At 66.7% G+C, this 26293-nt stretch carries 11 protein-coding genes and 1 pseudogene; 6 read left to right on the top strand and 6 right to left on the bottom strand.

Going from position 1 to position 26293, the window contains the following annotated elements:
- The 4 genes from SM191_RS17005 to SM191_RS17020 all read left to right on the top strand — a co-directional run.
- The coding region (locus SM191_RS17005; RefSeq protein ID WP_341507222.1) for a beta strand repeat-containing protein at positions 1–4630 on the top strand (4630 nt) is incomplete at its 5' end.
- A 112-nt stretch (positions 4631–4742) separates the two neighbouring features.
- Positions 4743–6479, top strand: coding sequence for a ShlB/FhaC/HecB family hemolysin secretion/activation protein (locus SM191_RS17010; protein WP_341507223.1), 1737 nt, complete (start codon positions 4743–4745; stop codon positions 6477–6479).
- A gap of 15 nt (positions 6480–6494) precedes the next feature.
- Positions 6495–14720 carry an MBG domain-containing protein gene (locus SM191_RS17015; RefSeq protein WP_341507224.1) on the top strand — a complete coding sequence of 2742 codons (8226 nt, stop codon included), beginning with the start codon at positions 6495–6497 and terminating at the stop codon, positions 14718–14720.
- 295 nt (positions 14721–15015) lie between these two features.
- Positions 15016–15654, top strand: coding sequence for a hypothetical protein (locus SM191_RS17020; protein ID WP_341507225.1), 639 nt, complete (start codon positions 15016–15018; stop codon positions 15652–15654).
- A 180-nt stretch (positions 15655–15834) separates the two neighbouring features.
- Here the strand turns inward: SM191_RS17020 and SM191_RS17025 are convergent, their stop codons facing one another.
- The 3 genes from SM191_RS17025 to SM191_RS17035 are packed head-to-tail and all read right to left on the bottom strand — an operon-like array spanning position 15835 to position 21632.
- On the bottom strand, positions 15835–17241 hold the full coding sequence (locus SM191_RS17025) for an efflux transporter outer membrane subunit (protein WP_341507226.1): 1407 nt from the start codon (positions 17239–17241) through the stop codon (positions 15835–15837).
- A complete protein-coding gene (locus SM191_RS17030) occupies positions 17231–18427 on the bottom strand; it encodes an efflux RND transporter periplasmic adaptor subunit (protein WP_341507231.1) in 1197 nt (398 codons plus the stop codon). Before SM191_RS17030 ends, SM191_RS17025 begins: the two co-directional genes overlap by 11 nt.
- A gap of 10 nt (positions 18428–18437) precedes the next feature.
- A complete protein-coding gene (locus SM191_RS17035) occupies positions 18438–21632 on the bottom strand; it encodes an efflux RND transporter permease subunit (RefSeq protein ID WP_341507227.1) in 3195 nt (1064 codons plus the stop codon).
- Positions 21633–21842: 210 nt separating this feature from the next.
- Between SM191_RS17035 and SM191_RS17040 the strand changes: the two genes are divergently transcribed.
- A complete protein-coding gene (locus tag SM191_RS17040; RefSeq protein WP_341507228.1) occupies positions 21843–22742 on the top strand; it encodes a LysR substrate-binding domain-containing protein in 900 nt (299 codons plus the stop codon).
- A 53-nt stretch (positions 22743–22795) separates the two neighbouring features.
- Here SM191_RS17040 and SM191_RS17045 read toward each other — a convergent pair.
- The 3 genes and pseudogenes from SM191_RS17045 to SM191_RS17055 all read right to left on the bottom strand — a co-directional run.
- A pseudogene (locus SM191_RS17045) lies at positions 22796–22942 on the bottom strand (pyrimidine utilization protein A); the annotation flags it as partial.
- Positions 22943–23174: 232 nt separating this feature from the next.
- A complete protein-coding gene (locus SM191_RS17050; protein WP_341507229.1) occupies positions 23175–25106 on the bottom strand; it encodes a M1 family metallopeptidase in 1932 nt (643 codons plus the stop codon).
- Complete coding sequence (locus SM191_RS17055; protein ID WP_341507230.1) at positions 25103–25945, bottom strand: acid phosphatase; 843 nt, start codon at positions 25943–25945, stop codon at positions 25103–25105. Before SM191_RS17055 ends, SM191_RS17050 begins: the two co-directional genes overlap by 4 nt.
- A gap of 204 nt (positions 25946–26149) precedes the next feature.
- On the opposite strand from SM191_RS17055, the gene SM191_RS17060 reads away from it, so the two are divergent.
- Positions 26150–26293, top strand: a 144-nt coding sequence (locus SM191_RS17060) for a GTP-binding protein (RefSeq protein WP_341507232.1), incomplete at its 3' end; no start/stop codon positions are given.

The raw sequence follows: 26293 nt of genomic DNA on the forward strand, positions 1-26293 counted from the left end.
TGCGGTCACCGTGACCGCCACCAGCGCCGCCTATGCCGACAAGAATGCCGGCACGGGCAAGCGGGTGACGGTGTCGGGCATGGCGCTGAACGGCGCGGATGCGGACAATTACGTCCTGCGGTCGACCTCGACTTCAGGCAATGTCGGCGAGATCACCGCGCGTCAGGTGGTGGTCACCACCACGGGCCGAGGAGCCAAGGCCTATGACGGCACCAACGCGCTGGGCGCGGGCCAATTCGGGTCGCTTGTCTTCCTGACCGCCGATGGCGACGCACTGACGCAGGGGCTGATGCGTGCGGACGGCGTCCGCCTCGATATCTCGGGGGTCACGGGTGTCCTCGCGGATCGTAACGCCGGGACAGGCAAGAGCGTGGACCTGACGGGCTATGTGCTCGACGGTAATACGAACGGCAACTACGTCCTGTCCGGGGCGCCCGCTCATGGGCTTGCCGATATCGCTCGCGCGCAGTTGACGCTGACGGCGGTGGCGGACAGCAAGGTCTATGACGGCACCGCGACGTCGACCGGCGTGGTATTGGTCACGGGGCTCATGGCGGGCGATACCGTCACGGCCGGGCAGGCCTTCGACAGCCGCAATGCCGGTGCGCGGACGATCCGGGTCAATGGCGTGTCGCTTTCGGACGGCAATGGCGGCGACAATTATGTGGTGGCCCTGCGCGATGCCAACGGGACGATCGCCAAGCGCGATCTCGCCACGACGGTGACCGTCAACAACAAGGTCTATGACGGCACGACGACCGCCACCGGTAGCTTCGGTCCGCTCCAGAATCTGATCGCCGGGGACGATGTCTCCGCCCATGCCGCGATGAACTTTGTCGATCGCAACGCAGGCGCGAACAAGAACGTGACGATCGGGAGCGGCAGCCTGACCGGGGCGGATGCGGGCAATTACAATCTGGTGCCGCTCGGTTCCACGGCCACCGCGACGATCGACAGGGCAAGCCTGATCCTGACCGCCGGGTCCGATATTCGTCAGTATGACGGGACGACCTCGTCGGCCGGAACCGTCACCATGACCGGGCTGGTCGCCGGGGACCGCGTGAGCGGGCTCAGCCAATCGTTCGACAGCAAGAATGCGGGTGCCCGTATCCTTCGCATCGATCGCGGCTATGCCATCAGCGACGGCAATGGCGGTGACAATTACGTCGTCACGCTGGTCGATATCGCCGGCGCGATCACGCAGCGCGTGCTGACGACCGCGGTTTCGGTCGACAGCAAGGTCTATGACGGCACGCTGGCGGCCAGCGGCACGTTCGGCGACCTGCAGAATCTGGTGGTCGGCGACCGCGTGACCCTCTCGGGTGGTGCGCTGTCCTTTGCCGATCGCCATGCCGGTACCGGTAAGGCGGTCAACGTCACCGGCGCGGTTTTGAGCGGGGCGGATGCCGCCAACTATGTGCTGAGTGGCCTGGGCGTCGGTACGGGCACGATCACGGCGAGAGCGCTGTCTCTCAACGCCGTAAGCGACACCAAGGTCTATGACGGCACAAGGGGATCGGCCGCACAGGTGCAGGCGATCGGCCTGGTGGGCGGTGACGCTTTCTCCGCCACGCAGTCGTTCGACACCCGGAATGCGGGCAATGCCCTGCTGACGATCGATGGCGGCTGGACGATCGCGGACGGGAATGGCGGCAACAACTATGTCGTGACGACCGGCGGCCCGGTGAGTGGCCTCATCACGCCCAAGCTGTTGCAGGCGACCGGCGTGGTCAACGGCAAGGTCTATGATGGCACGACGGCGGCGACGGGTTCGATGACGGGCTTGTTCGGGGTGGTGACGGGAGACGATGTCGCCTTCTCGGGCAATGGCCTGTTCGCCTTTGTCGATCGCAATGCCGGCACGGCCAAGGCCTTGACCGTCAGCGGCGTGGCCCTGTCCGGCGGCGATGCCGGCAATTATGCTCTGGATCGCATCGCCTATGGAACGGCCGACATCGCCAAGGCGGTGTTGACGTTCACGGCGGTCGACGACGCCAAGACCTATGATGGCACGAACGCGTCGAATGGCGTGGTGGGCGTCACCGGCCTGGTGAACGGCGATACCTTGAGCGGCCTTGTCCAGACATTCGCAAGCAAGGATGCGGGCCATCGCAGCCTCGGCGCCACGGGCTGGACGATCAACGACGGCAATGGCGGAGGCAACTATGCCGTCGTCACGGTCGGTGCCGTCGGCACGATCGCGAAGAAGCGGTTGACCGGGCAACTCACCAGCGGCGTCGCCAAGACCTATGACGGGACGAGCAACGCAACGCTGCTCCCGGTCAACCTCGATGGCGTGATCGCGGGCGACGCGCTCGATCTCACGACCGCATCGGCGACCTATGCCGATCGCAATGTGGGGACGGGCAAGCGGGTCACGGTGTCGGGCATGGTCCTGGGCGGTACCGATGCGGCCAACTATGTGCTGTTGAATGATCACGCTTCGGCCGATGTCGGCGCGATCACGCCGCGTCTCGTTTCGATCTCGGTGTCGGGGCGTGGTGCGAAGACCTATGACGGCACCGATCTGCTGAGCGCCAGCCAGCACGGCTCGTTGGTCTTCCTGGCGGCGGATGGCGATACCACGACGCAGGCCCTGATGCTGGCAGACGGGATTGCCCTCGACATGTCCGGCGCGACCGGCACGCTTGGCGATCGCCATGCGGGAATGGGCAAGAGCCTTCTCCTCACCGGCTACGGTCTGAGCGGCAACGGTCTTGGCAATTATGCCCTTGCATCGGGCAATCTGACCGCCCTGGCCGATGTCGCCCGGGCCAGCCTGGTGCTGGCGGCGACGGGTGACACCAAGGTCTATGACGGCAGCCTGTCGTCGGCGGGTTCGGTCACGGCCTCCGGGCTGATCGGCAACGATCGGGTCAGTGCGACCCAGGCTTTTGATAGCCGGAATGCCGGCGACCGCCTGATCACGGTGAACGGCTTCAGCGTGGATGACGGCAATGGCGGCGACAATTATGTCGTCACGTTGCGCGATGCCGCCGGTACGATCACGCGCCGCACGCTGACCGCCGCGGTCAGCGTCCAGGACAAGATCTACGACGGTACGACCGGGGCTGTGGGCCGCTTCGGTTCGCTTGGCAATATGGTGTCCGGCGACGATGTCGCGGCGAGCGCATCCTTCGCCTTTGCCGATCGCAATGTCGGCGTGAACAAGAGTGTCACGCTGACGAATGCATCGCTCACCGGTGCCGATGCGGGCAATTACGTGCTCGCCCCGATCGCCAGCGGTACGGCTTCGATCGGCAAGGCCACGCTGACGCTCGCGGCAAGTGGCGACAGCAAGGTCTATGACGGGACCAACGCGTCGAATGGCGCGGTCACGGTGAGCGGCCTGATGGCCGGCGACCAGGTGAACGGCCTGCGCCAAAGCTTCGACGGCCGGAACGTCGGCAACCGTACGCTGACCGTCGATAACTGGACGATCGATGACGGCAATGCCGGCGGCAATTACGCCGTGGTGAAGGTCGACGCGACAGGCGCCATCGCTCGCAAGCTGCTGACCGGGCAACTCACCGGGGCGGTCACCAAGCGTTATGACGGCACGACGACGGCCACGCTGTCGCCGGTCAATCTCGACGGCGTGGTCGCAGGCGATGCTCTGTCCGTCACGGCCGCCAGCGCCAGCTATGCGGACCGCAATGTCGGCACGGGCAAGAGGGTCACGGTATCGGGCCTGGCGGTGAATGGCGCTGACTCTGGCAACTACCTGCTTCAGAACACCGCCGTCTCGGCTGACATCGGCACGATCACGCCGCGCGATCTGCTGGTCACGCTCAACAACGTGTCGAAGACGCAAGGTCAGGTCGATCCGGCGCTGAGCTTCACGGTCGGCGGCGACGGGATGGTGTCCGGCGACAGCATGAGCGGTGTCGCGACGCGCAGCGCTGGCGAAGGCGCTGGTACCTACACGATCAGCGGCGGCAGCCTGTCGGCGGGCTCGAACTATCGGGTGGCGTTCACGAACGGTGTCTTCACCATCAATCGCGGTTCCGATGATGGCATTCGTGTGATCACGCCCGAGGTCATCAGGGAGGCCGGCAGGCTTGGCAATCAGCTGCCGCCGGTGATGCGCGACGGCACCAACATTTCGGTCGTGTTCGGTTCGGGGGGCGGTTTGTGGTTCCCGAGCACGGATCCTTCGAATGGCACGGGTTCGGGCGGCTTCGGTTCGGCGGGCGCCGGGAATGGCAATGGCGGGAACGGCTTCTCCAACGGAAATACCGGATCGGGTGGCTTTGGTTCGGCAGGCGCCGGGAGCGGCAATGGCTCGAACGGGCTCTCGACCGGGAACGCAGGCTCCGGCGGATCGGGGTCCACCGCATCCGGCAGTGCCAGCGCCTCGGGGCGGAACGGGAACGCAAGCACCTCGAACGGCACCGGATCGTCGACCGACGAGGGCACCGGCACGAACCGGGGTGACGGTAACTCCAATGGCTCGGGCAATCGAGCGGACGGTTCGGGCAGCGGAGAGTCGACCGATCTGATGGGGCTGACCTGCGCGTCGGATCAGAACGGTTCCGCTCGCTGTGCACCGAGCAAGGGGGCCGGTCTTCCCTATCCAACCAACCGCGTCATCACGCCGACGATCCGCTTCATCGCCAGCCGCTTCTGACGGCAGGCCTCCCCCCAAGGGCAATAATCGCCCTGGGGGAGGCCGATCAGACGGCCGAAGCTCAAGTAAACCCAAATTATAAATGCCAATCGAAATTCAAAGGGGGGCATCAATGTCCAAGAAGACGATCCTGTCGCATTATACGGTCGCTATGGCGGGGGCATTGATTGCTCTGTTACCGGTGACGGTGTTCGCCCAGACGGCGAGCCAGATCACACCGCCAAGCTATGCCCCGCCGGCACAGGCGGAGCTACGCGCGCCGCTAACCCTTCCGGCGGAGGCGATGCGGACCCCGCCGGAGGGTGCCAACACGCTATTCGTGACGCCCCAGGGGTTGACCATCGAGGGCGGGAAACTGTCGCCCGCGACCGAGGCGCAGTTGCGCCAGCGTCTGGATGGCAAGCGCGTGTCGGTTGCCGAGATCTTCGCCGCGGCGGGTGAAGCGGAGATGGCCGAGGCGAAGGCGGGGCGGGTGCTGCTCCGCGTGTCGGTGCCGCAGCAGGATCTGAAGGACGGTGCGCCCGTGCGCCTCGCCGTGGTGGAAGGCTTTATCGAGCGGGTCGACACGTCGGGGCTGCCCGCCAATGTCCGTTCGCGCATCGCGCGGCTGGCCGAGCAACTGACCGAGGACAAGGCGCTCACCCTGCGCGATCTCGAACGGCGGCTGATGCTGGCCGCCGACGTGCCGGGCGTGACGGTGCGCTCGACGTTGTCGCCCGGCGAGCGTCCGGGCGGGACGGTGCTGCGACTGGAGGGCGAGTGGCAGCCGGTCTCGGGGTTCGTCAGCCTCGATAACACGCTGTCCAGCGCGCTGGGCTCGCTGACCTATGGCGCGGGGGTGAATCTCAACTCCGTGCTGGGGGCGGGCGAGCAGATCTACCTGCGCGCCTCGGGGCTGCCCAATACCGGGCACCGCACCAGCGTGCTCGACCCGACGCCGCGTAACCGTGCGCTGGCAGCCGGGCTTGTCGTGCCGCTGGGCGATGACGGCCTGACGCTGACCCTGGAGGGCACCGATGCGCGCACCGCGCCGCGTCCCGCCAGCGCGACCTCGCCCGGGTTCGGCAGCCGCTTCCAGCGTTTCTCCTCGACCTTGCGCTATCCGGTGGTGCGGCGGCGGGACGTGTCGGTAGGCGCCTCGCTCGGATTCGATGCGCAGAATGAGCGGGTGCGGATCATCGACCCGGTCGTCCTGCCCCTGTCGCAGGACCGGTTGCGGGTGGTGCGGCTCGGCGCCGACGCGAGCGCCTATCTGCCGGGTCAGGGCTTTGTCTCGGCCCAGGTCGAAGCCTCGTTGGGCGTGACGGGGCTGGGCGCGCGCTCCGCATCGCAGGCGACGGTGGCGGTGCCGCTGTCGCGTGCGGCCACGGACGCCGACTTCCGCAAGCTGACGGCGTCGTTCAACCTCACCCAGCCGCTGGCCCCCAATCTGGCGGTGGGTCTGCGTGCGCGGGGCCAGACCAGCTTCGGCCAGGTGATGGCCAATGCGGAGCAGTTCGGCATCGCCTCGGTCGACGGCATTTCGCCGCTCGATGCGGGGCGGGTGCAGGGCGACAGCGGCTTCTTCGCCCGGGGCGAGCTGAAGGCGCCGTTCGTCGCCGCCGCCAGCGGCATCCTGGCGAACATCACGCCCTATGCCTTCGCCGCACAAGGGACCGTGTGGTTCAAGCAGCCCACGGTGTTCGAACGGCGTCGCACCGACGCCTTTGCCTATGGCGCGGGGATGCGCGTCGCGGGGCAGGCCCGGGACGGGAGCCCGGGTGTCACCGCCAGCCTGGAATATGGCCGCGCCCATCTCGAGGGGCTTCGACCCGACCGCCTGACCTTCTCCGTTCTCACTCGCTTTTAATCCGGGGGCCGTACCATGACCAAGAAAATCGCGCTCGTCCTTCTCTCCAGCAGTGCGCTGGCCTCGCCGGTATTCGCCCAGTCGGTCCCGACCGGCGGTCAGGTCCAGGCGGGCCAGGCGTCGATCAGCACGCCGTCCGACCATGCCATGACGATCACGCAGACCACGGACCGCGCGATCATCAACTGGCAGGACTTCTCGATCGCGAAGGGGGGGCGTGTCGACATCGTCCAGCCCGACGCCCGGTCCGCGCTGCTCAACCGGGTGACCGGCGACACGACCAGCGTGATCGCGGGGCAGCTCAACGCCAACGGCCGGGTGTTCCTGGTCAATCCCAACGGCATCCTGATCACCAAGACGGGCAGCGTGAACGCGGCGGGCTTCACCGCCTCGACGCTGGACATCGCCGACAGGGACTTCATGGCGGGCAGCGATACGCTGACCGTGACGGGCCGCCGTGACGCCCAGCCGATCGGCTTCGCCAAGGGCGGCTTCGCCGGGCTGTTGCAGGACAAGGCGGGCGGCTATGTCCGCGCGCGGGTCGAGGCGATGGCCGGGGGCGGCGAGGCGCTCGATCTTGACGGCAGCGGCTTCCTGCGCGTCGCGGTGCCCGAAGGGGGCATCACCGTCGCGGGCCGGATCACCGCGAGCGACATCGTGCTGAGCACGGGCACCGCGCGCGACGCGGCGCGCGGGATCGTCAACGTGTCGGGCGTGCTCGATGCGTCGAGCGTCTCGACCAGGGGCGGCACGATCACGCTGACCGGTGACGCGATCAACCTGACCGGCGCGACGCTCGACGCCTCGGGCGCGACGGGCGGGGGCCGGGTGCGGGTCGGCGGCGACTGGCAGGGCGGGGGCACGCTGGCGCGGGCCGCTACGCTGAACGTCGATGCGGGCAGCACCGTCAAGGCCGACGCGGTGGGCACCGGCGACGGCGGCTCGGTCGTGCTCTGGTCGGATCACCGGACCGACTTCGCCGGCGCGATCAGCGCGAAGGGTGCAGGGAGCGGCATCGGCGGCGATGCGGAAGTCTCGGGCAAGGCGGTGCTGGCCTATAGCGGCACCGCCGACCTGACCGGCAGCCGCTTCGGCACGCTGCTGCTCGATCCGTACAACGTCACCATTTCGAGCGCGACCGACAGCAACCAGTCCGGTTTCACCGCCACGGCAAGCGGCAGCGTCATCAACGTGGCGACGCTGCAAAACGCGCTGGCCAGCGCGAACGTCACCGTATCGACGGGTAGCTCGGGGTCGGGGTCGGAGGCGGGCAACATCACCGTCGCCGCGCCGATCGCCTGGGCGTCGAGCAGTCAACTGACGCTGAACGCCGCAGGCAATATCGCTATCAACGCGCCGATCACCGTCAATGGCGGCGGCAAGGTCGCGCTAAACTACTCCACGGTCAATGAGATCACCGGTGGGCTGACCTATGGCCAGGGAGGCGCATTGACGTTCGCGGGTGGGCAGTCCGGGCAGGCGGTGACGCTCAACGGAACATCCTTCACGCTGGTCCGCAGCCTGACTGATCTCGATGGGATCAATAGCGGCCTTTCCGGTAATTACGCGCTGGCGAACGACATCGACGCCGCGGGCACGAGCTTTACCCGCGCCGTGTTCGGGCGTGACAGCTCCTATCCGTTCACTGGCACGTTCGATGGTCTGGGCCATGTCGTCAGCAATCTCAGTATGGCAGGGACGAACGATTATACGGGTTTCATCGGCGCGACAGGCGCTGCCGCGATCGTGCGGAATGTCGGCGTAGTCGGTGCGAATATCACCTCGACGGGCCGCGGGGGCGGCCTCGTTGCTACAAATGAAGGCTTAATCCAGAACGCCTATTCCACGGGATCGATTTCGAGTTCGGGCAATAGTGTGGGCGGTCTGGCCGGCGCGACGTTTGGTTTCGGTGCCATCGTATCCAATTCCTATTCCGGCATGACCGTGAGCGGGGCTCAGGAGGTCGGCGGACTGGTCGGCAAAAATTCCGGCATCGTCCGCCGGTCCTACGCAACCGGCGCTGTAACGGCGACCAGTGGCAGGGTTGGTGGGCTCATCGGCCTGGCTAACGGTCAAGGCATAAATACGGTCTATGCCACCGGTGCGGTCACGGGTCCTAACGCCGGCGGATTGATCGGCTATCTCGACAGCATCGCGCTCACGAATGCCTATGCAACCGGCGCTGTGAACGGCGAGGGGGCCGGTGGCCTTATAGGCACATCGCTCTATGGTCGCGTCACGGCGACTTACTCGACGGGGGCGGTTTCTGGTAGAAATGCGGGCGGCCTCATCGGCAACAGCAATAATTCGAGTATCAGCGAGAGCTATTGGGATATCGACACCTCGGGCCAAGGCACCAGCGCGGGCGGGGCGGAGCAGGGCATTACCACCTTCGGTCTGCAATACGGGAACAGCGGGCGATTTAGTCCGGCGTTCGCCACCAATGTCGGTGGACTGTATCCGTATCTGACCGCTTTCTTCCCCAACGGAGTCCAGGCGGTGTTCGGCACGGCCTATAGCGACGCGGGTGTAACCCAGCTCGCTTCGGGGGCAGGCGGCGCCAAGTACGTCTATGCCAGCGTCGGCGGCGGTGCATTCTCTGGCGTCACGACCGGTGCGAACGGCTATTATTACATGATGCTCCCCGCCGGGACGCTCTCCCCAAGCGGCACCAGCGTACTCGTCGCGACGACCGCAGACTCGACGGCGACCGGCACTATCAACGGCGCGAATCTGGCAACATTGACGGGCTCGACCGGCCAGTTCAATATCGATGGCGGGTTCTTACGCACACGGACAGCACAGGCATCCTTTTCAACCGCCATATCCGAACGTGCTGCCGCTCTGGCGGGGTTGAGCGCTGGCCAACAGGCTGCACTTTCATCGCTGGCTCCCCGCCTTACTGCAACCAATATTGCGGGCTTCACCATCGACACCGCCCTGTCCCTGACGGCCGGTCTGGGCGTCGAGACCACCGCCGGAGACCTGACCGTCGCCGCGCCGGTGTCGATGGCGGGTACGGGGACGCTGACGCTCCGATCGTCGAAAAGCCTGCTGGTCAACGCGCCGATCGATATCACCGGCGGCGGCAAGGTCGTGCTCGGCTATGACAGAAACACCGGGTTCAACGGCGGGCTGGCGTTTGCGGCGGGCAGTTCGCTGACCTTCGCGGACGGCCCGTCGGGTCAGGCGCTGACGATGAACGGCGCGGCCTATACGCTGGTGCGGTCGATGGACGACATCGACTTCATTGACGGCGCGGCCGCCCGAGGCGGTACGGGCAGCGTTACGGCGGCGAACCTGACCGGCAAGTTCGCACTGGCTAAGAATCTAGATGCGAGCGCCTACAGCTATTTCGACGCCCTTGTCGGTCAGAATGCGACCACGAACTCAGCCGGCGTACCCAACAGCGGCGGGTTCGATGGCGTCTTCACCGGTCTGGGGCATACGATCGACAAGCTGTCGATCACGCGTACCAGTACGACCGCAAACCGCCTCGGCGCCACCGCATTGTTCGGTGTCATCCAGCAAAACGGGTTAATTCGCGACCTCGGACTGACGAACGTGGCCATCTCCGGCAATTTTAATAACGTCGGATCTTTGGTCGGATGGAGTTACGGAGGGAAGATCATCCGGGCCTATTCGACCGGGAAAGTTCTTCAGCCAGAAGGAATCAATTCCTACACCGGAGGCCTTGTCGGATACTCTTCCGACTCAGCATCGATCCTGCAGTCGTATAGTTCGGCAACCGTCAAGGGTAACGAATATGTCGGCGGACTCCTTGGTGCCGGGAACGCACAAACGAGCGTCATGCAGTCCTTCGCGCTCGGCGATGTCAGTGGGACCAACCAAGTCGGCGGTCTGGTCGGCGGCAATCTGCAGGCCCAAATCTATCAGGCCTATGCCATGGGCAGCGTTACACTACTGCCTTCCAGCGTCCCGGTCGGCACGCCGTATGCCGGTGGACTCGCAGGCGAGAATTATTCTGGAAATATCAGCCAAGCCTATTCGACGGGTCGGGTGGTCTTTCAAGGCGGCTTTGCCTATCTCGGCGGTTTGATCGGCTTGCAAACGGGTTCGGGGGGTGCCGTCGCCAATGTCGCGTTCGATAGCGACACGAGCGGCCTGACATCGGCCTACGGCTCCATGAGCTCTTTGGTCCCCGCCGTCAGCGGGTCCACGACCACATCCCTGCAAACCAATGGCGCCGCAAGCTTCGGCCTCGATGCGACGTTCTGGGGCGGCGGCACCAATGGCCAATATCCCTATCTGAAGAGCTTCTTCCCGAACGGCGTCCAGGCGATCTCGGGGATCGCGGTCGACCGTTCGACCGGTCAGGTCGCGCCGGGTGCCCGGGTCGCCACCTATGGCGTGAACGCGCCGACCGTGTCGGCGGGGGCGAACGGCTATTTCTATACGGTTGTCCCGAACGGGACGCTGGGCGTGGCGGGCCGGACGATCGCGCTGACGGTGACGCTGCCCGGCGCGACGACGGCCAGCGGGCTGTTCTATTCCGACAACGGCAAGATCGACACGAGCGGCAATCTGTCCGGCCTGTCCATGGGATCGAAGACGTGGGACATCCGGACCGCCCTGTCGAACTGGTCGGCGGTGGACGCGGCGCTCGGCACCACGCTGGGATCGGCGCGCTATGCCGACCTTTCCGCGCAGGGAACCGATTACCTGTATGTCCAGGCGACCGGCAGCGGGGGCTTCACCCTCGATCGCGCGCTGATCGTCGGGAATTCGAGCCAGACCAATGGTTCGAGCTATGCGTTCCTGTCTTCGGACAATGATCTGACCCTGGCGGCGGGCAGCGGCATCACTGCCGATGCGATCAACGTAACTGCGGTCGGCAGCTTTACCAACAACGCCGGCAGCCGTGCGCTCCAAGCGTCTCAGGGCTGGATCGTCGGTTCTGCCGCGCCCGGTACGACCGTCCTCGGCGGTCTGGCGCCCGATTACATCCAGTATGACTATCTGAACCAGTTCGTGCCGCGTCAGGGCAACGGCGTGCTCTACGCGCTGGCGCCGACCGTGCAGGCGTCGCTGAAGGGTAGCGTGTCGAAGGTCTATGACGGCACCACCGCCGCATCGCTGACGTCGGCGAACTATGATGTGACCGGGGCCGCCGCCGGCGACGTCGTGACGCTCGGGACGGCCGTGGCGACCTTCGACACCGCGAACGTCGGCACCGGCAAGACGGTGACCGTCTCCGGCTTCGGCAGCGCCACGGCCCTGAACGGGCAGACGCCCATCTATGGCTACAGGGTGGTGGTGAACGGCGGCAGCACCCTGTCGGGCGAGATCACGCCGGCCACGCTGACCTATGTCGCCGACGCGGCCAGCCGCGGCTATGGCGACGCCAATCCGGCGCTGACGGGTAACGTGACGGGCTTCGTCAACAACGAAACGGTGGCGAGTGCGACGAGCGGTACGTTGGCGTTCACCTCCACGGCCGGGGTCACCAACGGCATCGGGCAATATGCGGTCACGGGTTCGGGGCTGACGGCCAATAACGGCAATTACGTCTTCACTCAGGATACCGGCAACGCCACCGCGCTGACCATCACCCCGCGTGCGATCACGGTCGATGCCGATGCGCAGTCGCGGCTCTATGGCGATGCGGAGCCGACCTTTACCTATACGGTCGGCGGTAATGGTCTGGTGAATGGTGACACGCTGACCGGCGCGCTGGCGACCGATGCGGTGGCGACCAGCGATATCGGGCAGTACAGCATCCTGCAGGGGACGCTGGCCGCCTCGGCGAACTACGCCCTGACCTTCGCGGGCAACGACCTGAGCGTGACGCCTCGCCCGTTGACGGTGACCTACACGGCGACCCCGGTCAGCGGCGTCTATGGCAATGGGCTGCCGGATCTGGAGGGGGCGGTCGCCATCGACGGCCTCGTCAACGGCGACAGCCTGACGGGCAATGCGGCGTGGACGACGGGCGCGTCGGCCACTCCGGTCGTGGGCCGCTATGCCGTCAAGGGTTTCGGCCTGCGGGCGAGCGAGAATTACCGGCTGACCAGCGTCCAGGCGGCGGGCAATGCCACCGCCCTGACGATCGATCCGCGTGCGATCACGGTCACGGCGGATGCGCTCAGCCGCGTCTATGGCAACGCCAACCCGGCGCTGACCTACACGGTCGGCGGACTGGGGCTGGTCGATGGCGACGCGCTGAGCGGCGGGCTCGTGACGACCGCAGCCACCCGCAGCGATGTGGGTAGCTATGCGATCGCGCAGGGTTCGCTGGCCGCATCGGACAACTATGCGCTGACCTATGTCGGGGCCGACCTGACGGTCACGCCGCGACCGCTGACGATCACCTATAGCGCGCGGCCCACCCCAGGCGTTTACGGCGAGACGTTCCAGGATATCTCGGGAACGGTGGACGTGAACGGTCTGCTCGACGGGGACTCGCTCACCGGTGCGCGGGTCTGGACCACCAATGCGACGTCGACATCCGGTATCGGTCGGTACGCCATCACCGGCTCCGGGCTCGGCGGCGGCGCGAATTATGCGCTGACCGAGATCCAGGGCAGCGGCAATGCGACCGCGCTCACCATCATCCCGCGGACGATCACCGTGGATGCCGATGCGCAGTCGCGGCGCTATGGCGATGCGAACCCGACGCTTACCTATGTCGTGGGCGGCAACGGCCTGGTGAACGGCGATACGCTGAGCGGTTCTCTGGCCACCGATGCGGTGGCGACCAGCGGCATCGGCACCTACAGCATCAGCCGGGGCACGCTGACTGGGTCGGCGAACTACGACCTGATCTTCGCGGGCAACAACCTGAGCGTCACCGCCCGCCCGCTGACGGTGACCTATACCGCGACGCCGGTCAGGGGCGTCTACGGCAATGCGCTACCGGCGCTGACGGGTGCGGTCGCCAGCGACGGTCTCGTCAACGGTGACAGCCTGGCAGGGACGGCGACGTGGACGACGAACGCGTCCGCCAATCCGGTGGTGGGCAGCTATGCGGTCACCGGTGCGGGGGTGAGCGCGAGCGAGAACTACCTGCTGACGAGCGTCCAGGCGGCGGGCAATGCCACGGCGCTCGCGATCACGCCGCGCGCGATCACCGTGACAGCCGATGCGCTCAGCCGCCTGTACGGTGATGCCAACCCGGCACTGACCTATACGATCGGCGGATTGGGGCTGGTCGGGGAGGACGTGCTGGCCGGCGCGCTCGCGACGACCGCGACGGCCACGAGCAACGTCGGGAGCTATGCGATCGACCAGGGTTCGCTGGCAGCCTCGGGCAATTACGCGCTGAGCTATGTCGGGACGGACCTCGTCGTGAACGCGCGGCCGCTGACGATCACCTACACCGCCACGCCGCTGAACAGCCTCTACGGCGATGCGGTGACCGGTCTCACGGGCACGGTCGCGAACAGCGGCCTGGTCAACGGCGACACGCTGACGGGATCGGTCTTGTGGACCACGACCGGTTCGTCGACATCGAATGTCGGCACCTACGCCGTGGAGGGCTCGGGCCTGGGCGCCAGCGCCAATTATGCGGTCACCAGCGTCCAGGACAGCGGCAATGCCACGGCCTTGGCGATCACGCCGCGAGCGATCACGGTCAGCGCCGATGCACGGACCCGCGTGTATGGCGACGCGAACCCGGCACTGACCTACACCATCGGTGGTCGTGGTCTCGTCAATGGGGACAGCCTGACCGGCGCGCTCACGTCCAATGCGGCCCCGACCAGCAATGTCGGCCGCTACGGCATCGGGCAGGGCACGCTGGGCGCATCGGCCAATTACGCCGTCACCTATGTCGGGGCCGATCTGGTGGTTACCCCGCGGCCGCTATCGGTGATCTACCGCGCAACGCCCATCCGCATCACCTATGGCGATCCGCTGCCGGCACTCAGCGGGACCGTCGCGGTCGACGGCCTTGTCAATGGTGATACGCTGGCCGGCACGGCGACGTGGGCGACCAATGCTCCGTCGAGCCTCGATATCGGGCGCTATGCGATCGACGGTGCGGGCCTGTCCGCCAGCGGCAACTATTCGCTGACCGGCACACAGGCGATCGGCAACCGGAACGCCCTGATCGTGACGCGCCAGGCGTCTGTCGATGCCCCCAACACCATCGCCAGCATCGTCATGGACAACCGCAACTTCGGGTTCCAGGTGCCGCTCCGGCCGGCGGCTGCCGATAGCGCGCCTGTCCTCATCCGCTACTGTTTCGCGGACGGGGGTTGCAGCGCCGGAGTCCGATGATCCTCACCCGCGACACCGACGCGATGAGTGCCGGTGTCGCGGCAGGGTAGGGTCGATTTGCAAGGCGATATCCGGATAATGGCTGAAGATCGCCCTTCGAACGGCCCGACGGAAGATGTTGAAGAATATGGACAGGGCGTCGCGGCACAAAGCATCTGATCGGTCACCGATCAGTTCCAAGGCGGGGAAGCGCATATGATGCGTTTCAAAAATCCGGCGCCTTCGTGTCACGACACATCGGCCCGCACCTGAAGGTGCAATGATCATTCCAAGAAGGGGAGCGGGGAAATACATTATGCGCAATGTAAACACTCCAGACCAAGCCTATGCCGATGCCCTGGCGGGGCTTCTGCTTTGTGCTGGTGATGTTTTGCGTACCGCTCAAGATGTGGCGGCGATCCGGAAGCACGAAGATCTCTCGGGCCGTATCGAGACGCTGCGGCTCGATCTGCTCGAATTGACGGGCAGCCGCGTTTCCGGGGCAGCGGTGATCCATCAGGCGAAAGCGAAACGCGACCATATCGCCGAGCGTGTCGGGCTCGCCCTCGGGCATATGGCGGACGCCGCTGGAGGAAGGGAACTGGCCCGTTCCAGCGTTCGCGATGAGGTCTTCGCGAATTTCATCAGGCAACGCATCGACCGCATCAGCCGAGCCGCCGCCCATATGCTGCTGCGCATGCTCGATCAGCCGGATCGTTTCATGGACCATCAGGCCTTGGCCCAGGCCGCACGTGTGGGGACGCACACCCCGACGGTGCGGGTCGTCAAGGTCTATATATGCAATATCCGCGCTGGTCTTGCCGAGCACGGGATCGAGAATGCGATCGAAACCGGTTGGAAAAGCTATGCGATTACGAGTGCGAAAGCGAGGGCGATTCTCGATTTCCTTCATCAGTTGAAAGATGCGACGTCGGATCAGCCGGAGACGTCATGATGGTCGCTTCGGGGCACTGATAGCGGTTCATCGCTCGGCGTCTCCACACGGATGCCCATGAGCCGGCACTCGGCCCCGTTGGAATCTCGAATGTCGATCGAATTCAGGTAACGAAATGGCCTTCGCGATCGTCAATGGCGAACAGGTCATTGTCCATGAAGCGCTAATTTGCCAGCGATGTCATGTCGCGGGCGGCCCGCCCAGCGCCTTTACCAGCGCGATGCTGGCGCGCATCCGATCGGTCTCGACGCCGATCAGGGTGCGCTGCGCGTCGAGCGCGGCGGTCTGCGCGGTGACGACCTCCAGATAGTCGGATGCGCCGTCACGGTAGCGGGTCAGCGCCAGGTCGCTGGTCTTCGCCGCCGCCTGTGCCGCATCCCGCTGATCGACCGCCTGGGCGGCGAGATAGCGGTTGGCGGCGAGCGCATCCTCGGCCTGGCGGAAGGCGGTGATGACGGTCGCCCGGTAGGCGGCGGTCATCCCGTCATATTGCGCGCGCGACAGCCGGACCTGGGCATGGCGGCGCCCCCCGTCGAACAGCGTCAGCAGGCTGGCGACCGGCCCCAGTCCCCAGAAGCTGTTGGGCGCGGTCAGCAGCGATCCGTGCGTGCTCTGCCAGCCGCCCGACAGGCCGAGTGTCAGCGACGGGAAGAAGGCGGCGCGCGCCACCCCGATCCGCGCATTGGCGGCATAGAGACGCCGCTCCGCCGCCGCGATGTCGGGGCGGCGCTGGAGCAGTTCGGATGGCGTGGCGGCGGGGACCGGCGGCACCACCTGCGGCTGGACGCGCGCGGGGATGGCGAAGTCCGACGCCACCTGGCCGGTCAGGACCGCGATCTCATGCTCGGTGGCGGCGCGCATATTGGCGACGGCGGAAATCTGCGCGCGCGCATTGGCCAGCACGGTCCGCGCGCGGTTGACGTCGATGCCCGAGACGACGCCCCCGTCATGCCGCGTCACGGTCAGGTCATAGGCGCGGCCGAACGCCTCGGCGGAGCGGTGCAGCAGGTCGGCCTGCGCATCCAGCCCGCGCAGACGCGCATAGGCGTCCGCGACCGCCGCCTGAAGGCTGAGCCGGGCCGAGGCGAGGTCGGAACCGCTTGCCGCCGCCTCCGCGCGCGACGCCCTTACGCTGTCGCGGATACGACCCCAGAGATCGACCTCATAGCCCAATGTGCCGCCGAGCACGACATTGTCATAGGTGACGGCGGTTCCCTGGCTGAGCGGCCGTTCGGCGGACACGCGCTGGCGGCCCGCCTGTCCCGAGACGGAAAGCTGAGGGGAAAGGGCCGACTGGTCGATTCGCGCCTCCGCCCGCGCCGCGTCATAGCGGGCGAGCGCATCGGCCAGCGTCGGGCTGGCGCGTTCGGCGCGCGCCTCCAGATCGTTCAGCACCGGATCGCCGAACGCGCTCCACCAGGGGCCGCGCGGTTGGCCGTCGAGCGGGGTGGCGGCGGTCCAGCCCGCGGGCACGGCGGCTTCCTTGAAGGCGGGGGGCACCGCCGCCGCCGGGGGGCGATAGGCCGGGGCCATCGAACACCCCCCGAGCAGAAGGGCCGTCATGGCGATGAGCGGTTCAGCCCGCATGGGTGCCGTTCCCGCCCGTCGCGGTGGCGGTCTGGAGGCGGACATGGTCGCCGCTGCGGATCGCGTCGGGTGGCGAGTCGACCACCGTGTCTCCGGCTCCCAGCCCCTGGGAGATGATGACCGTCTTGCCCGCGTCGCTGGCGATCGTCACCGGCTTCACCGTCACCCGCCCGCCGTGATCGACCACGGCGACGCTCGGCCCGTCATTGCCATAAAGGATCGCGCTGCCGGGCAGCGTCATGCCATGGCCGTCGCCCGTGCCGACATGGAAGGCGACCTGGGCGAAGGCACCTGGCTTCAGCGCGCCGTCGGGATTGTCGGCCTGGAGTTCGACCAGCACCGCGCCGGACTGCGCATCGACGGCCTGGGCGCTGCGCACCAGCGTCGCGGGGAAGCGGCGCTGCGGATATTCGGGGAGCGACAGCGTCGCCGCCATGCCGGGGCGGACCTCCGCCGAATAGCCCTGCGGCACGCGGACATAGATGCGCATCCGCCGCACGTCGGAAATGGTGAACAGCGGCTGTGCGGCGGCGTTGCCCGCGACGACAAGCTGGCCGATCTGCGCCGCGCGGCTGGTCACGACGCCCGCGAACGGCGCATGAAGCTGGGTGAAGCCCTGCAACGCCTGCAATCGGCGGACATTGGCGAGCGAGGCGTGGGCCAGCGCCGACTTGGCGGCGAGGTCGCCCGATTTCTCGTCCGCCTCCTGTCGCGACACCGCGTCCTTGGCGAGCATCGTGTTCCACCGCCTGGCCGTCGAGGCGGCGAGATTCTGGTTGGCGACGGCGGTCTGATAATCCGCGCGCGCCTGGGCCAGTTGCTGGTCCACCTCGGGCGCGTCGAGGACGGCGAGCGTTTGGCCGGTGCGCACATGGTCACCGATATCGGCCAGCCAGCGGCGGACATAGCCGTTGGTGCGCGCATAGATGGCGGCGCTGTTGAACGCCTGGACATTGCCGGGCAGCACCAGCGCGTCGCCATCGCCGCCCGCCTGGGGCCGGACGACCGCGACGGTGGGCAGCGCGGCATCCGCGGCGGTCCGGTCGAGCGAGTGGCCCGCGTTCATCCGCGTCGCGGCCCCGAGCGCGACGACGGCGATCGCGATCGCGGCGGCACCGATGCCGACCTTTTTCATCGTGCCGGGGCGGGGGGCTGCCGCCTCCGCCTGGGCGGAGAGCGACTTCATATCGGACAGGTCAGACATGGCTGGGCTGCATTTCCACGGAAGGGAGAGGGGGCACGGCGCGCTTGCGATGGACGAACGCGAAGATGGTGGGGACGAAGAACAGGGTGGCGATCGTCGCGCAGACCAGCCCGCCGATCACGGCGCGGCCCAGCGGCGCATTCTGCTCGCCGCCATCGCCCAGGCCCAGCGCCATCGGGGCCATGCCGATGATCATGGCGAGCGCGGTCATCAGCACGGGGCGGAAACGAACCATTCCGGCGTTCAGCGCCGCCTGTGTCGCATCGCCCAGTTCGGCAAGCTGTTCGCGCGCGAAGCTGACCACCAGGATCGAATTGGCGGTGGCGACCCCCATGCACATGATCGCGCCGGTCAGCGCGGGCACCGACAGGGTCGTGCCGGTGGTGAACAGCATCCACACGATCCCGGCGAGCGCGGCGGGCAGCGCGGTGATGATGACGAACGGGTCGACCCAGCTCTGGAAATTGACGACGATCAGCAGGTAGATCAGCACGATCGCGCCGAGCAGGCCGAAGCTCAGCCCCGCGAAGGCGGTGTTCATCGTCGCATATTGGCCGCGTATCGTGACCCCCGCGCCCTTGGGCAGATCGGCGGACAGCGACGCGATCGCGCGCTGCACATCGCCCGCCACCGCCCCCAGATCGCGTCCCTGGGTCGTCGCATAGATGTCGAGCACCGGCTGGATATTATAGTGCGAGACGACCGGCAACGCATTCGACCGGCGAATGTCGGCGACCCCGCCCAGCGGCTGCGGCGCGCCCGCATTGGTGCCGGAGACGGGCACGTTCGACAGGGCGCTCATCGACCCTACGAGATATTCGGGGGCTTGGGCGACGACCGGATAGGAGACGCCCGACTTCGGATCGACGAAGAACACCGGCGCGGACTGCGCCGTGCCCGCGAGCGAACTGGACAGGCTGGTCGTCACGTCGCGCTCGGTCAGGCCATATTGGCCGATGCGCGAGCGGTTGACGTCCACGTCGAGCTGCGGCGAATGCCCCGGTTGCTGGATGCGCGCATCGGCGAGGCCGGGAATCGTCGCGACCTTGGCGAGCAGTTTCTGCGCATAGGCGCGGGTCGCGGTCATGTCCTTGCTGGTGATCTGGATGTCGATCGGGGCGGGCGCGCCGAAATTCAGGATCTGGCTGGTGATGTCGGCGGGCAGGAAGGCGAAGCTGGTGCCGGGGAAGCGTCGCGGCAGTTCGTGGCGCAGCAATGCCACGATCTCGTCGGTCGGGCGGTGTTTCTCGGCCAGGGTGATCAGCATGTCGCCGTCCTGCGGCCCGATCGTACCGCTGTTGTTGTAGACGGTGTTGATCGAACTGACCGGCAGGCCGATATTGTCGGCGACCGAGGCGATCTGCCCGGCGGGGGCGAGGTCGCGGACGGCGCGCGTGATCTCCTGGAAGCGCGCGGCGCTGTCCTCGATCCGCGAGCCGACGGGCACGCGGACATGCATCGCGATCTGCCCCGAATCGACACTGGGGAAGAAGTTGCGGCCGAGCATCGGCACCAGTGCGAAGGACAGGAGTACGACCGCCAGGAAGCCGAGCAGGAAGGGCTTGCGCGCGCCCAGGGCCCGCTGGAGCAGCCCGGCATAGCCCATGCGGATCCGCTCGAACCGCATCTCGAACCCGCGCTGGAAACGGACCAGCGGATTGCGCGAGGTCGGGGTGCCCGCCATGTGCTCGTCCTCGCCCGGCGCATGGGGCTTGAGCAGATACATGGCGAGCGTCGGCACCAGCGTGCGCGACAGGATGAAGGACGCGATCATCGCGAACACGACCGACAGCGCCATCGGCACGAACAGGAAGCCCGCCACTCCCGGCAGGAAGAACATCGGCACGAACACGATGCAGATGCATAGCAGCGACACGAAGGCGGGCGTCACGATCTGCGCCGCGCCGTCGAGGATCGCGGCCATCACGCCCTTGCCCTGTTCGAGATGCCAGTTGATGTTTTCGATCGTCACCGTCGCATCGTCGACCAGGATGCCGACCGCCAGCGCGAGGCCGCCCAGCGTCATCACGTTCAGCGTCTGGCCGAACGCCGCGAGGGCGGCGACGGCGGCCAGCACGGCGAGCGGGATCGACAGCGCGATGATGACGGTCGAGCGCCAGGATCCCAGGAAGAGCAGGATCATCAGGCTGGTCAGGGCGGCGGCGATCGCGCCTTCCTGCACCACGCCCACCACCGCGCCCTTCACGAACAGCGACTGGTCGCCGACCGGCAGGATCTTCAGCGTATCGGGCAGGGTCGCCGCGATCGCGGGCAGCTTGTCCTTCACCCCCTGCACGATCGCCAGCGTCGAGGTCGCGCCGTTCTTCAAGACGGTCAGCAGCACCGAGCGGCCGCCCTCGACATGGACGACATTCTGCTGCGGCCCGCTGCCGTCGCGGACATGGGCGACGTCGCGCATATAGATGGTCGCGCCGTTCACCACCTTGACCGGCAGGTCGTTGAGCGCGTCGATCGAATCGGGCGCGTTGTTCAGGCGGACGCTATATTGGGTCGGCCCGATCTTGACGAAGCCTGCCGGATTGATCTGGTTCTGCGCGGCGATGGCGTTGCCGACGTCCTGCGCCGACAGCCCCTTGGACTGGAGCGCCAGCGGGTCGAGGTCTATCTGGACCTGGCGCTGCTTGCCGCCGGAGGGATAGGGCATGGCCAGACCCGGCACGGTCACCAGCGGCGGGCGGATCTGGTTCTGGCCGATATCGAACAATTGCTGTTCGGACAGCCCCTTGCCCGATAGCGCGAGTTGCAGGATCGGCACGGTCGAGGCGGAATAGTTCAGGATCAGCGGCGGCGTCGTACCCGGCGGCAACTGGCGCAATATGGTCTGCGATATCGAGGTCACCTGCGCGGTCGCGGTGCGGATATCGGCGCCGGGCTGGAAATAGATCTTCACCACGCCGACACCCTGGAGCGACTGGCTTTCGACATGTTCGATATCGTTGACCGTGGTGGTCAGCACCCGCTCATAGGGGGTGACGATCCGGTCCGACATGTCCTTGGGCGGCAGGCCCGAATAGGTCCAGGCGACCGCGATCACCGGAATGCGGATATTCGGGAAGATGTCGACGGGCGTGCGCACCGCCGCCATCACGCCGACGATCGCGATCAGGATCGCCATCACGATGAATGTCAGTGGCCTGTGCAGTGCCACCCTGACGATACCGATCATCCACGCCCTCTCATCCGACGCGTCTGGCGACGCGCACGCCCAATTCCATTCCGCTCCCGTGGCGCGGCGATCGGAGCGGCCTGATCGAGAGCGGCCTTTCCAGCCCGCTCACGGCCTCATCCGTTGTCGCGATGGCGGAGCGATGCCCCCTTGGTTGTTTCGGGTCCAATACATAATATGGCTCGATTGAGATGTCGGGAATATGGATCGATGGACCTTCGGCATTTGCGCTATTTCCTGTGCGTCGCCGAGGAGATGCATTTCGGTCGCGCGGCGCGGCGACTGGGCATTTCGCAGCCGCCGCTCAGCCAGCAGATTCGCGCGCTGGAAGACGAACTGGGCGTGCGATTGTTCGATCGCACCAGTCGCCGCGTCAAGCTGACGGAGGCGGGGATGCTGTTCGCGCCCGAGGCCCGTCAGACGCTTGCGCAGGCGGATCATGCGGCACAGACCGCACGACGGGCGCAGCGCGGCGAGATCGGGCATCTGGCGCTCGGCTTCACGCCGTCGGGCCCCTTCGTGCAGATCGTCGGCAATGCGCTGTCCCGCTTTCGCGACGCGCATCCGGAAGTCCAATTGTCGTTGCAGGAGCGGGGGCGCGACGAGCAGATCGCGCGGGTGGAGGAGGGGGAACTCGACATCGGGCTGATCCGCGGATCGACCAAACCCTGCCTGCCCAAGGGCATGGTGTCCCGCTGCCTCATCACCGAGGATATGCTGCTGGCCGTGCGCGCCGATCATCCACTGGCCGTGCGCCCCGCCGACCCGCAAATCGCCGATCTGGCCGATGTGCCCCTCGTCCTTTATGCGCCCGCGATCGGGGCGGGGTTCAACGAGCATTTCCTGGCGCTGTGCGATCATGCGGGCTTCCAGCCGCGTATCGCGCATGAAGCGAGCAGTTTCGCGACGCTGCTAGGTCTGGTTTCGGCGGGCTTCGGCGCGACGATCCTGGCCCGATCGCTGGAGCGCCTGCATATCGATACGCTGGTATATCGACGGCTGGACGCCCCCGTCACCAGCCGACTGTTGATGATCCACCGCGCCGATCTGTCCCCCACCGCCCGCGCCTTTCGTGCGGTGATCGAGGCGGAAGCGGCCTGCCATGGATGATCCGGGCAGCGGCCCCGTTCGGGATCGGGAAAACTGCCATCCGAACCGAAGCCTCAGCCCTGCCGGCGGCTTTTCATGAGGGGCTGGATGCGGGTGCCGAAGGCCTCGACGCCTTCGAGGAAATCGTCGAAGGTCAGCAACACGCCGCCCGTGTTGGGCACTTCGGCCATCTCGTCCAGCATCCGCGCCACGCTTTCATCGCCGCCCTTGCTCGCATAGGCGTTCTGCATGTCGATGACGACGACCGCGGTATCGGCCGGGGACCGCCGGATCGCCTCCGGCCGCGCGTTCAGCACGAGCGTATCGCTGGTCGACTGGAGGCGATGATCGACGATCGGTCCCATGGTCATGCCCCCATCGTTGCGCATCCTTGGCGTCCGGGCGAGCCGCGATCCGTTTCATTTCCGCACCATGGGAACCATGCCGGATGGATCAGGGTGCTGCTCCGACCGCATTGTTCGACCGGTCGTGATCGGGCAGCTTGTGGTCGGGGTCGAGTTCGGCGCTCACCACCTTTCCGGCAGGCACCGGCACCGCCGTCATTGCCTGGCGTATCCAGGTTTCGGCGGGCAGGCGCAGGTCGCGCGTGGTGCCGTCGGCATAGCGGACCCTCAGCGTCGCGGGCATCACCAGCTTGTCGCGGGACGCCACGCGGATCAACGGCGTGCCGTCCTTTGCAGCCTCGATCCCCGTCACCGCCAGATCGAGCTGCCAGTTATGGGCGTACCAGCCGCGCCACCAATAGGACAGGTCCTCGCCCGCCTCGCTCTCCATCGCCCGGAAGAAATCGGCGGGTTGCGGATGGCGATAGGCCCAGGCGGCGATGAAGCGGCGGAAGGCGGGATCGAAGCGCTCCGGCCCCAATATCTGCTCGCGCAACAGGACCAGACCCAGCGCCGACTTGAAATAGGTGACGGGGTGCCGCCACTTTTCGATGACCGTGTCCGCGCGCGACAGGATTGGCGGCGCGTCCCTGTCGGCCAGCACGGGCAGGATTTCGTCGACCGGGTTGCCGCCGCCCTCGGCATATTCGCCGTCGCGCTTGGGGCCATATTCGCCCCGGTTGAAGTCGTCCGACTGATAGACATCGATGAAGGTGTTGAACCCCTCGTCCATCCAGGCATGGCGTCGTTCGTCGAAGCCGACGATCATCGGGAACCAGTTGTGCCCGATCTCATGCGCGGTGACCCAGAACAGCTCCTTGCCCGCATCCTCGGGCGCGTCGAACACGATGCCGGGATATTCCATGCCGCTGGTCGGCCCCGCGACATTGATCGCGGCGGGCCAGGGATAGGGATACCAGCGCGCCGAGAAGCGCTCGACGGTGTCCTTCACATATTCGGTCGAGCGGCCCCAGCGGGCGGTCCCCGCACTTTCGGCCGGGTAATAGGACATGGCGAGCGACGTGCCGCCGTTCGGCAGGCGGATACGCGCCGCATCCCAGGCGAAGGCGGAAGAGGCGGCAAAGGCGACGTCGCGCGTATTCTTCATCCGGTAATGCCAGGTCAGCGTACCGCCGCGCGTCGGGCGGGAGGCGGGATCGGCGATCTCCGCGACGGTGCGGATGGGCACGGTGGCGTCGCTGCCGCGTGCCTTGTCCAGCCGCGCGACCTGTGTCGGGGTCAGCACCTCGCGCGGGTTCATGAGTTCGCCCGACCCGGCCATCAGCATCGCCGCCGGGAGCGTCACCCAATAGTCGAAATCGCCATATTCGAGATAGAATTCCTGCGCGAGATACGGCGCCGTGTCCCAGCCGCGAATTTCGTCATACACCGCCATGCGCGGATACCATTGCGCGATGTCGTAAATGTCGCCGCCCGGCGATGCGCCCCAGGAGGTGCGACCGCCCCAGCCTTCGGGAATGGTGTAGTGATAGCGGATCGTCACCACCGCCTTGCCATGCGGGGCGAGCGGGGTGGGCAGGCGGAGTTGCGCGCGCGTATCGCTGACCAAGGGCGTCACGTTCGTCGCCGGACCGCCGGCGACCGCGACGCTGACCGCCTCCATCACCATGCCGTCGCTATGGCCCGCCGGAACGCCGCCGCGCGCCAGGCCGCCGCGCGATCCGGGCCTGTAGAGATTCTGGTCGATCTGCAACCACAGCGCGTCGAGCGTGTCGGGGCTGTTGTTGGTGTAGCTGATCGTCGCCGTGCCCGCGATCGTCCGGGTCGCGGGGTCGAGCGTCACGCGCAACTGATAGTCCGCGCGATTCTGCCAGTAATCGGGGCCGGGCAGGCCGTTGGCGCTGCGATAGCGGTTGACCGGCTGGCCCATGTCGAACGGCGCGAACGTCTCGCGGGGCTGATAGTCCTGAGCGCTCGCGGTGGCGGTCACCAGCGCGAGGAGGGAGAGGGCGCGCTTCAACGGTCGAGCCTCGGCATGACGCGCTGGGCGACCAGTGCCTCCTCGGCGGCGCAACCCTCCGGTTTGGGCGTGGCGGGGTCGGCGCGCAGTCGGGCAATTTCGTCGCGGGCGGCGGCCAGATCCTGCTGATAGGCGGGCTTGGTCCGGACCAGCGTCATGGTCGCGCTGGCCGAGAGCATCCCGCCCTCCACCGCGCTCTCGTTATGCGCGCCGCAGACGAAGCGGCTGTCGCCATAGGCGCGGCCCCGGCGCAGGATCGGCCCGGCGCGGTCGGGCGCCAGTTCGGTCAGGATCAGCGCCCAGGTCCAGCCCCAGGTGGTATGGCCCGAGGGATAGTCGAAACTGTCGGCAAGCTGCGCGACCGGCTGGCACACCGGCCCCTTGTCCTGATGAAAGGGGCGGGCGCGGCGGTAGGTATTCTTGGCGATATTGGTCTGGGCGGCGGTGTCGGCCCCGGCGCGCGATACCAGCCGGAGCGTCAGCGGCGCATTGTCCGGCGTCAGTGCGACGCCGACGGCACAACTGAAATCGCGCATCAGCGCGGGCCGCGAGGTATCGACATCGTTCGTCGCCAGTTGCCAGCGCGGCGTGTCCGCCAGCTTGCGCGTCGCGCGGAAGATCTGGCGGTCGGTATTATAGCGCGGATCGCCCTTGCGCGGGGCGGGCTCGATCACCTGCGTCACGTCGAACTCGCCGGGAGTCAGATAGCCCGGATAGTCCTTCTTCGCGGCAACGCCGCCTGCACCGAATGCGATAAGCAGGCCGCTCACGACGATCGCCGCATGGCGCAACGGGCGACGGGTAACGGGCAAGGCATGGACGTTCATGGACCGGGGCATGGAACCGCTCTCGTCAGTGGGAATTTCACGTTACTCTGTATCATTCCGCGCGCAGCGACAACCGGGCAGGGCGCTTTTTGGGAAGGTGCGCGACGCGTCCTGTCCCTCCCATCGATCACGTATATCCGCATTGTGACATCGTAGATGTTATGGTGTAACGTTACTTTAAAGCGGTTAACAGGAGTTTGGTTGATGCCCCATGTCATGCACGACACTCGTTTGCCGGTGACGGTGCTGTCGGGGTTCCTTGGCGCGGGAAAGACGACGCTGCTCAACCACATCCTGGCGAACCGCGAGGGGCGGCGGGTGGCGGTGATCGTCAACGACATGTCGGAGGTGAATATCGAC

The sequence above is a fragment of the Sphingomonas sp. 2378 genome (assembly GCF_038084995.1).
GTDB lineage: Bacteria > Pseudomonadota > Alphaproteobacteria > Sphingomonadales > Sphingomonadaceae > Sphingomonas.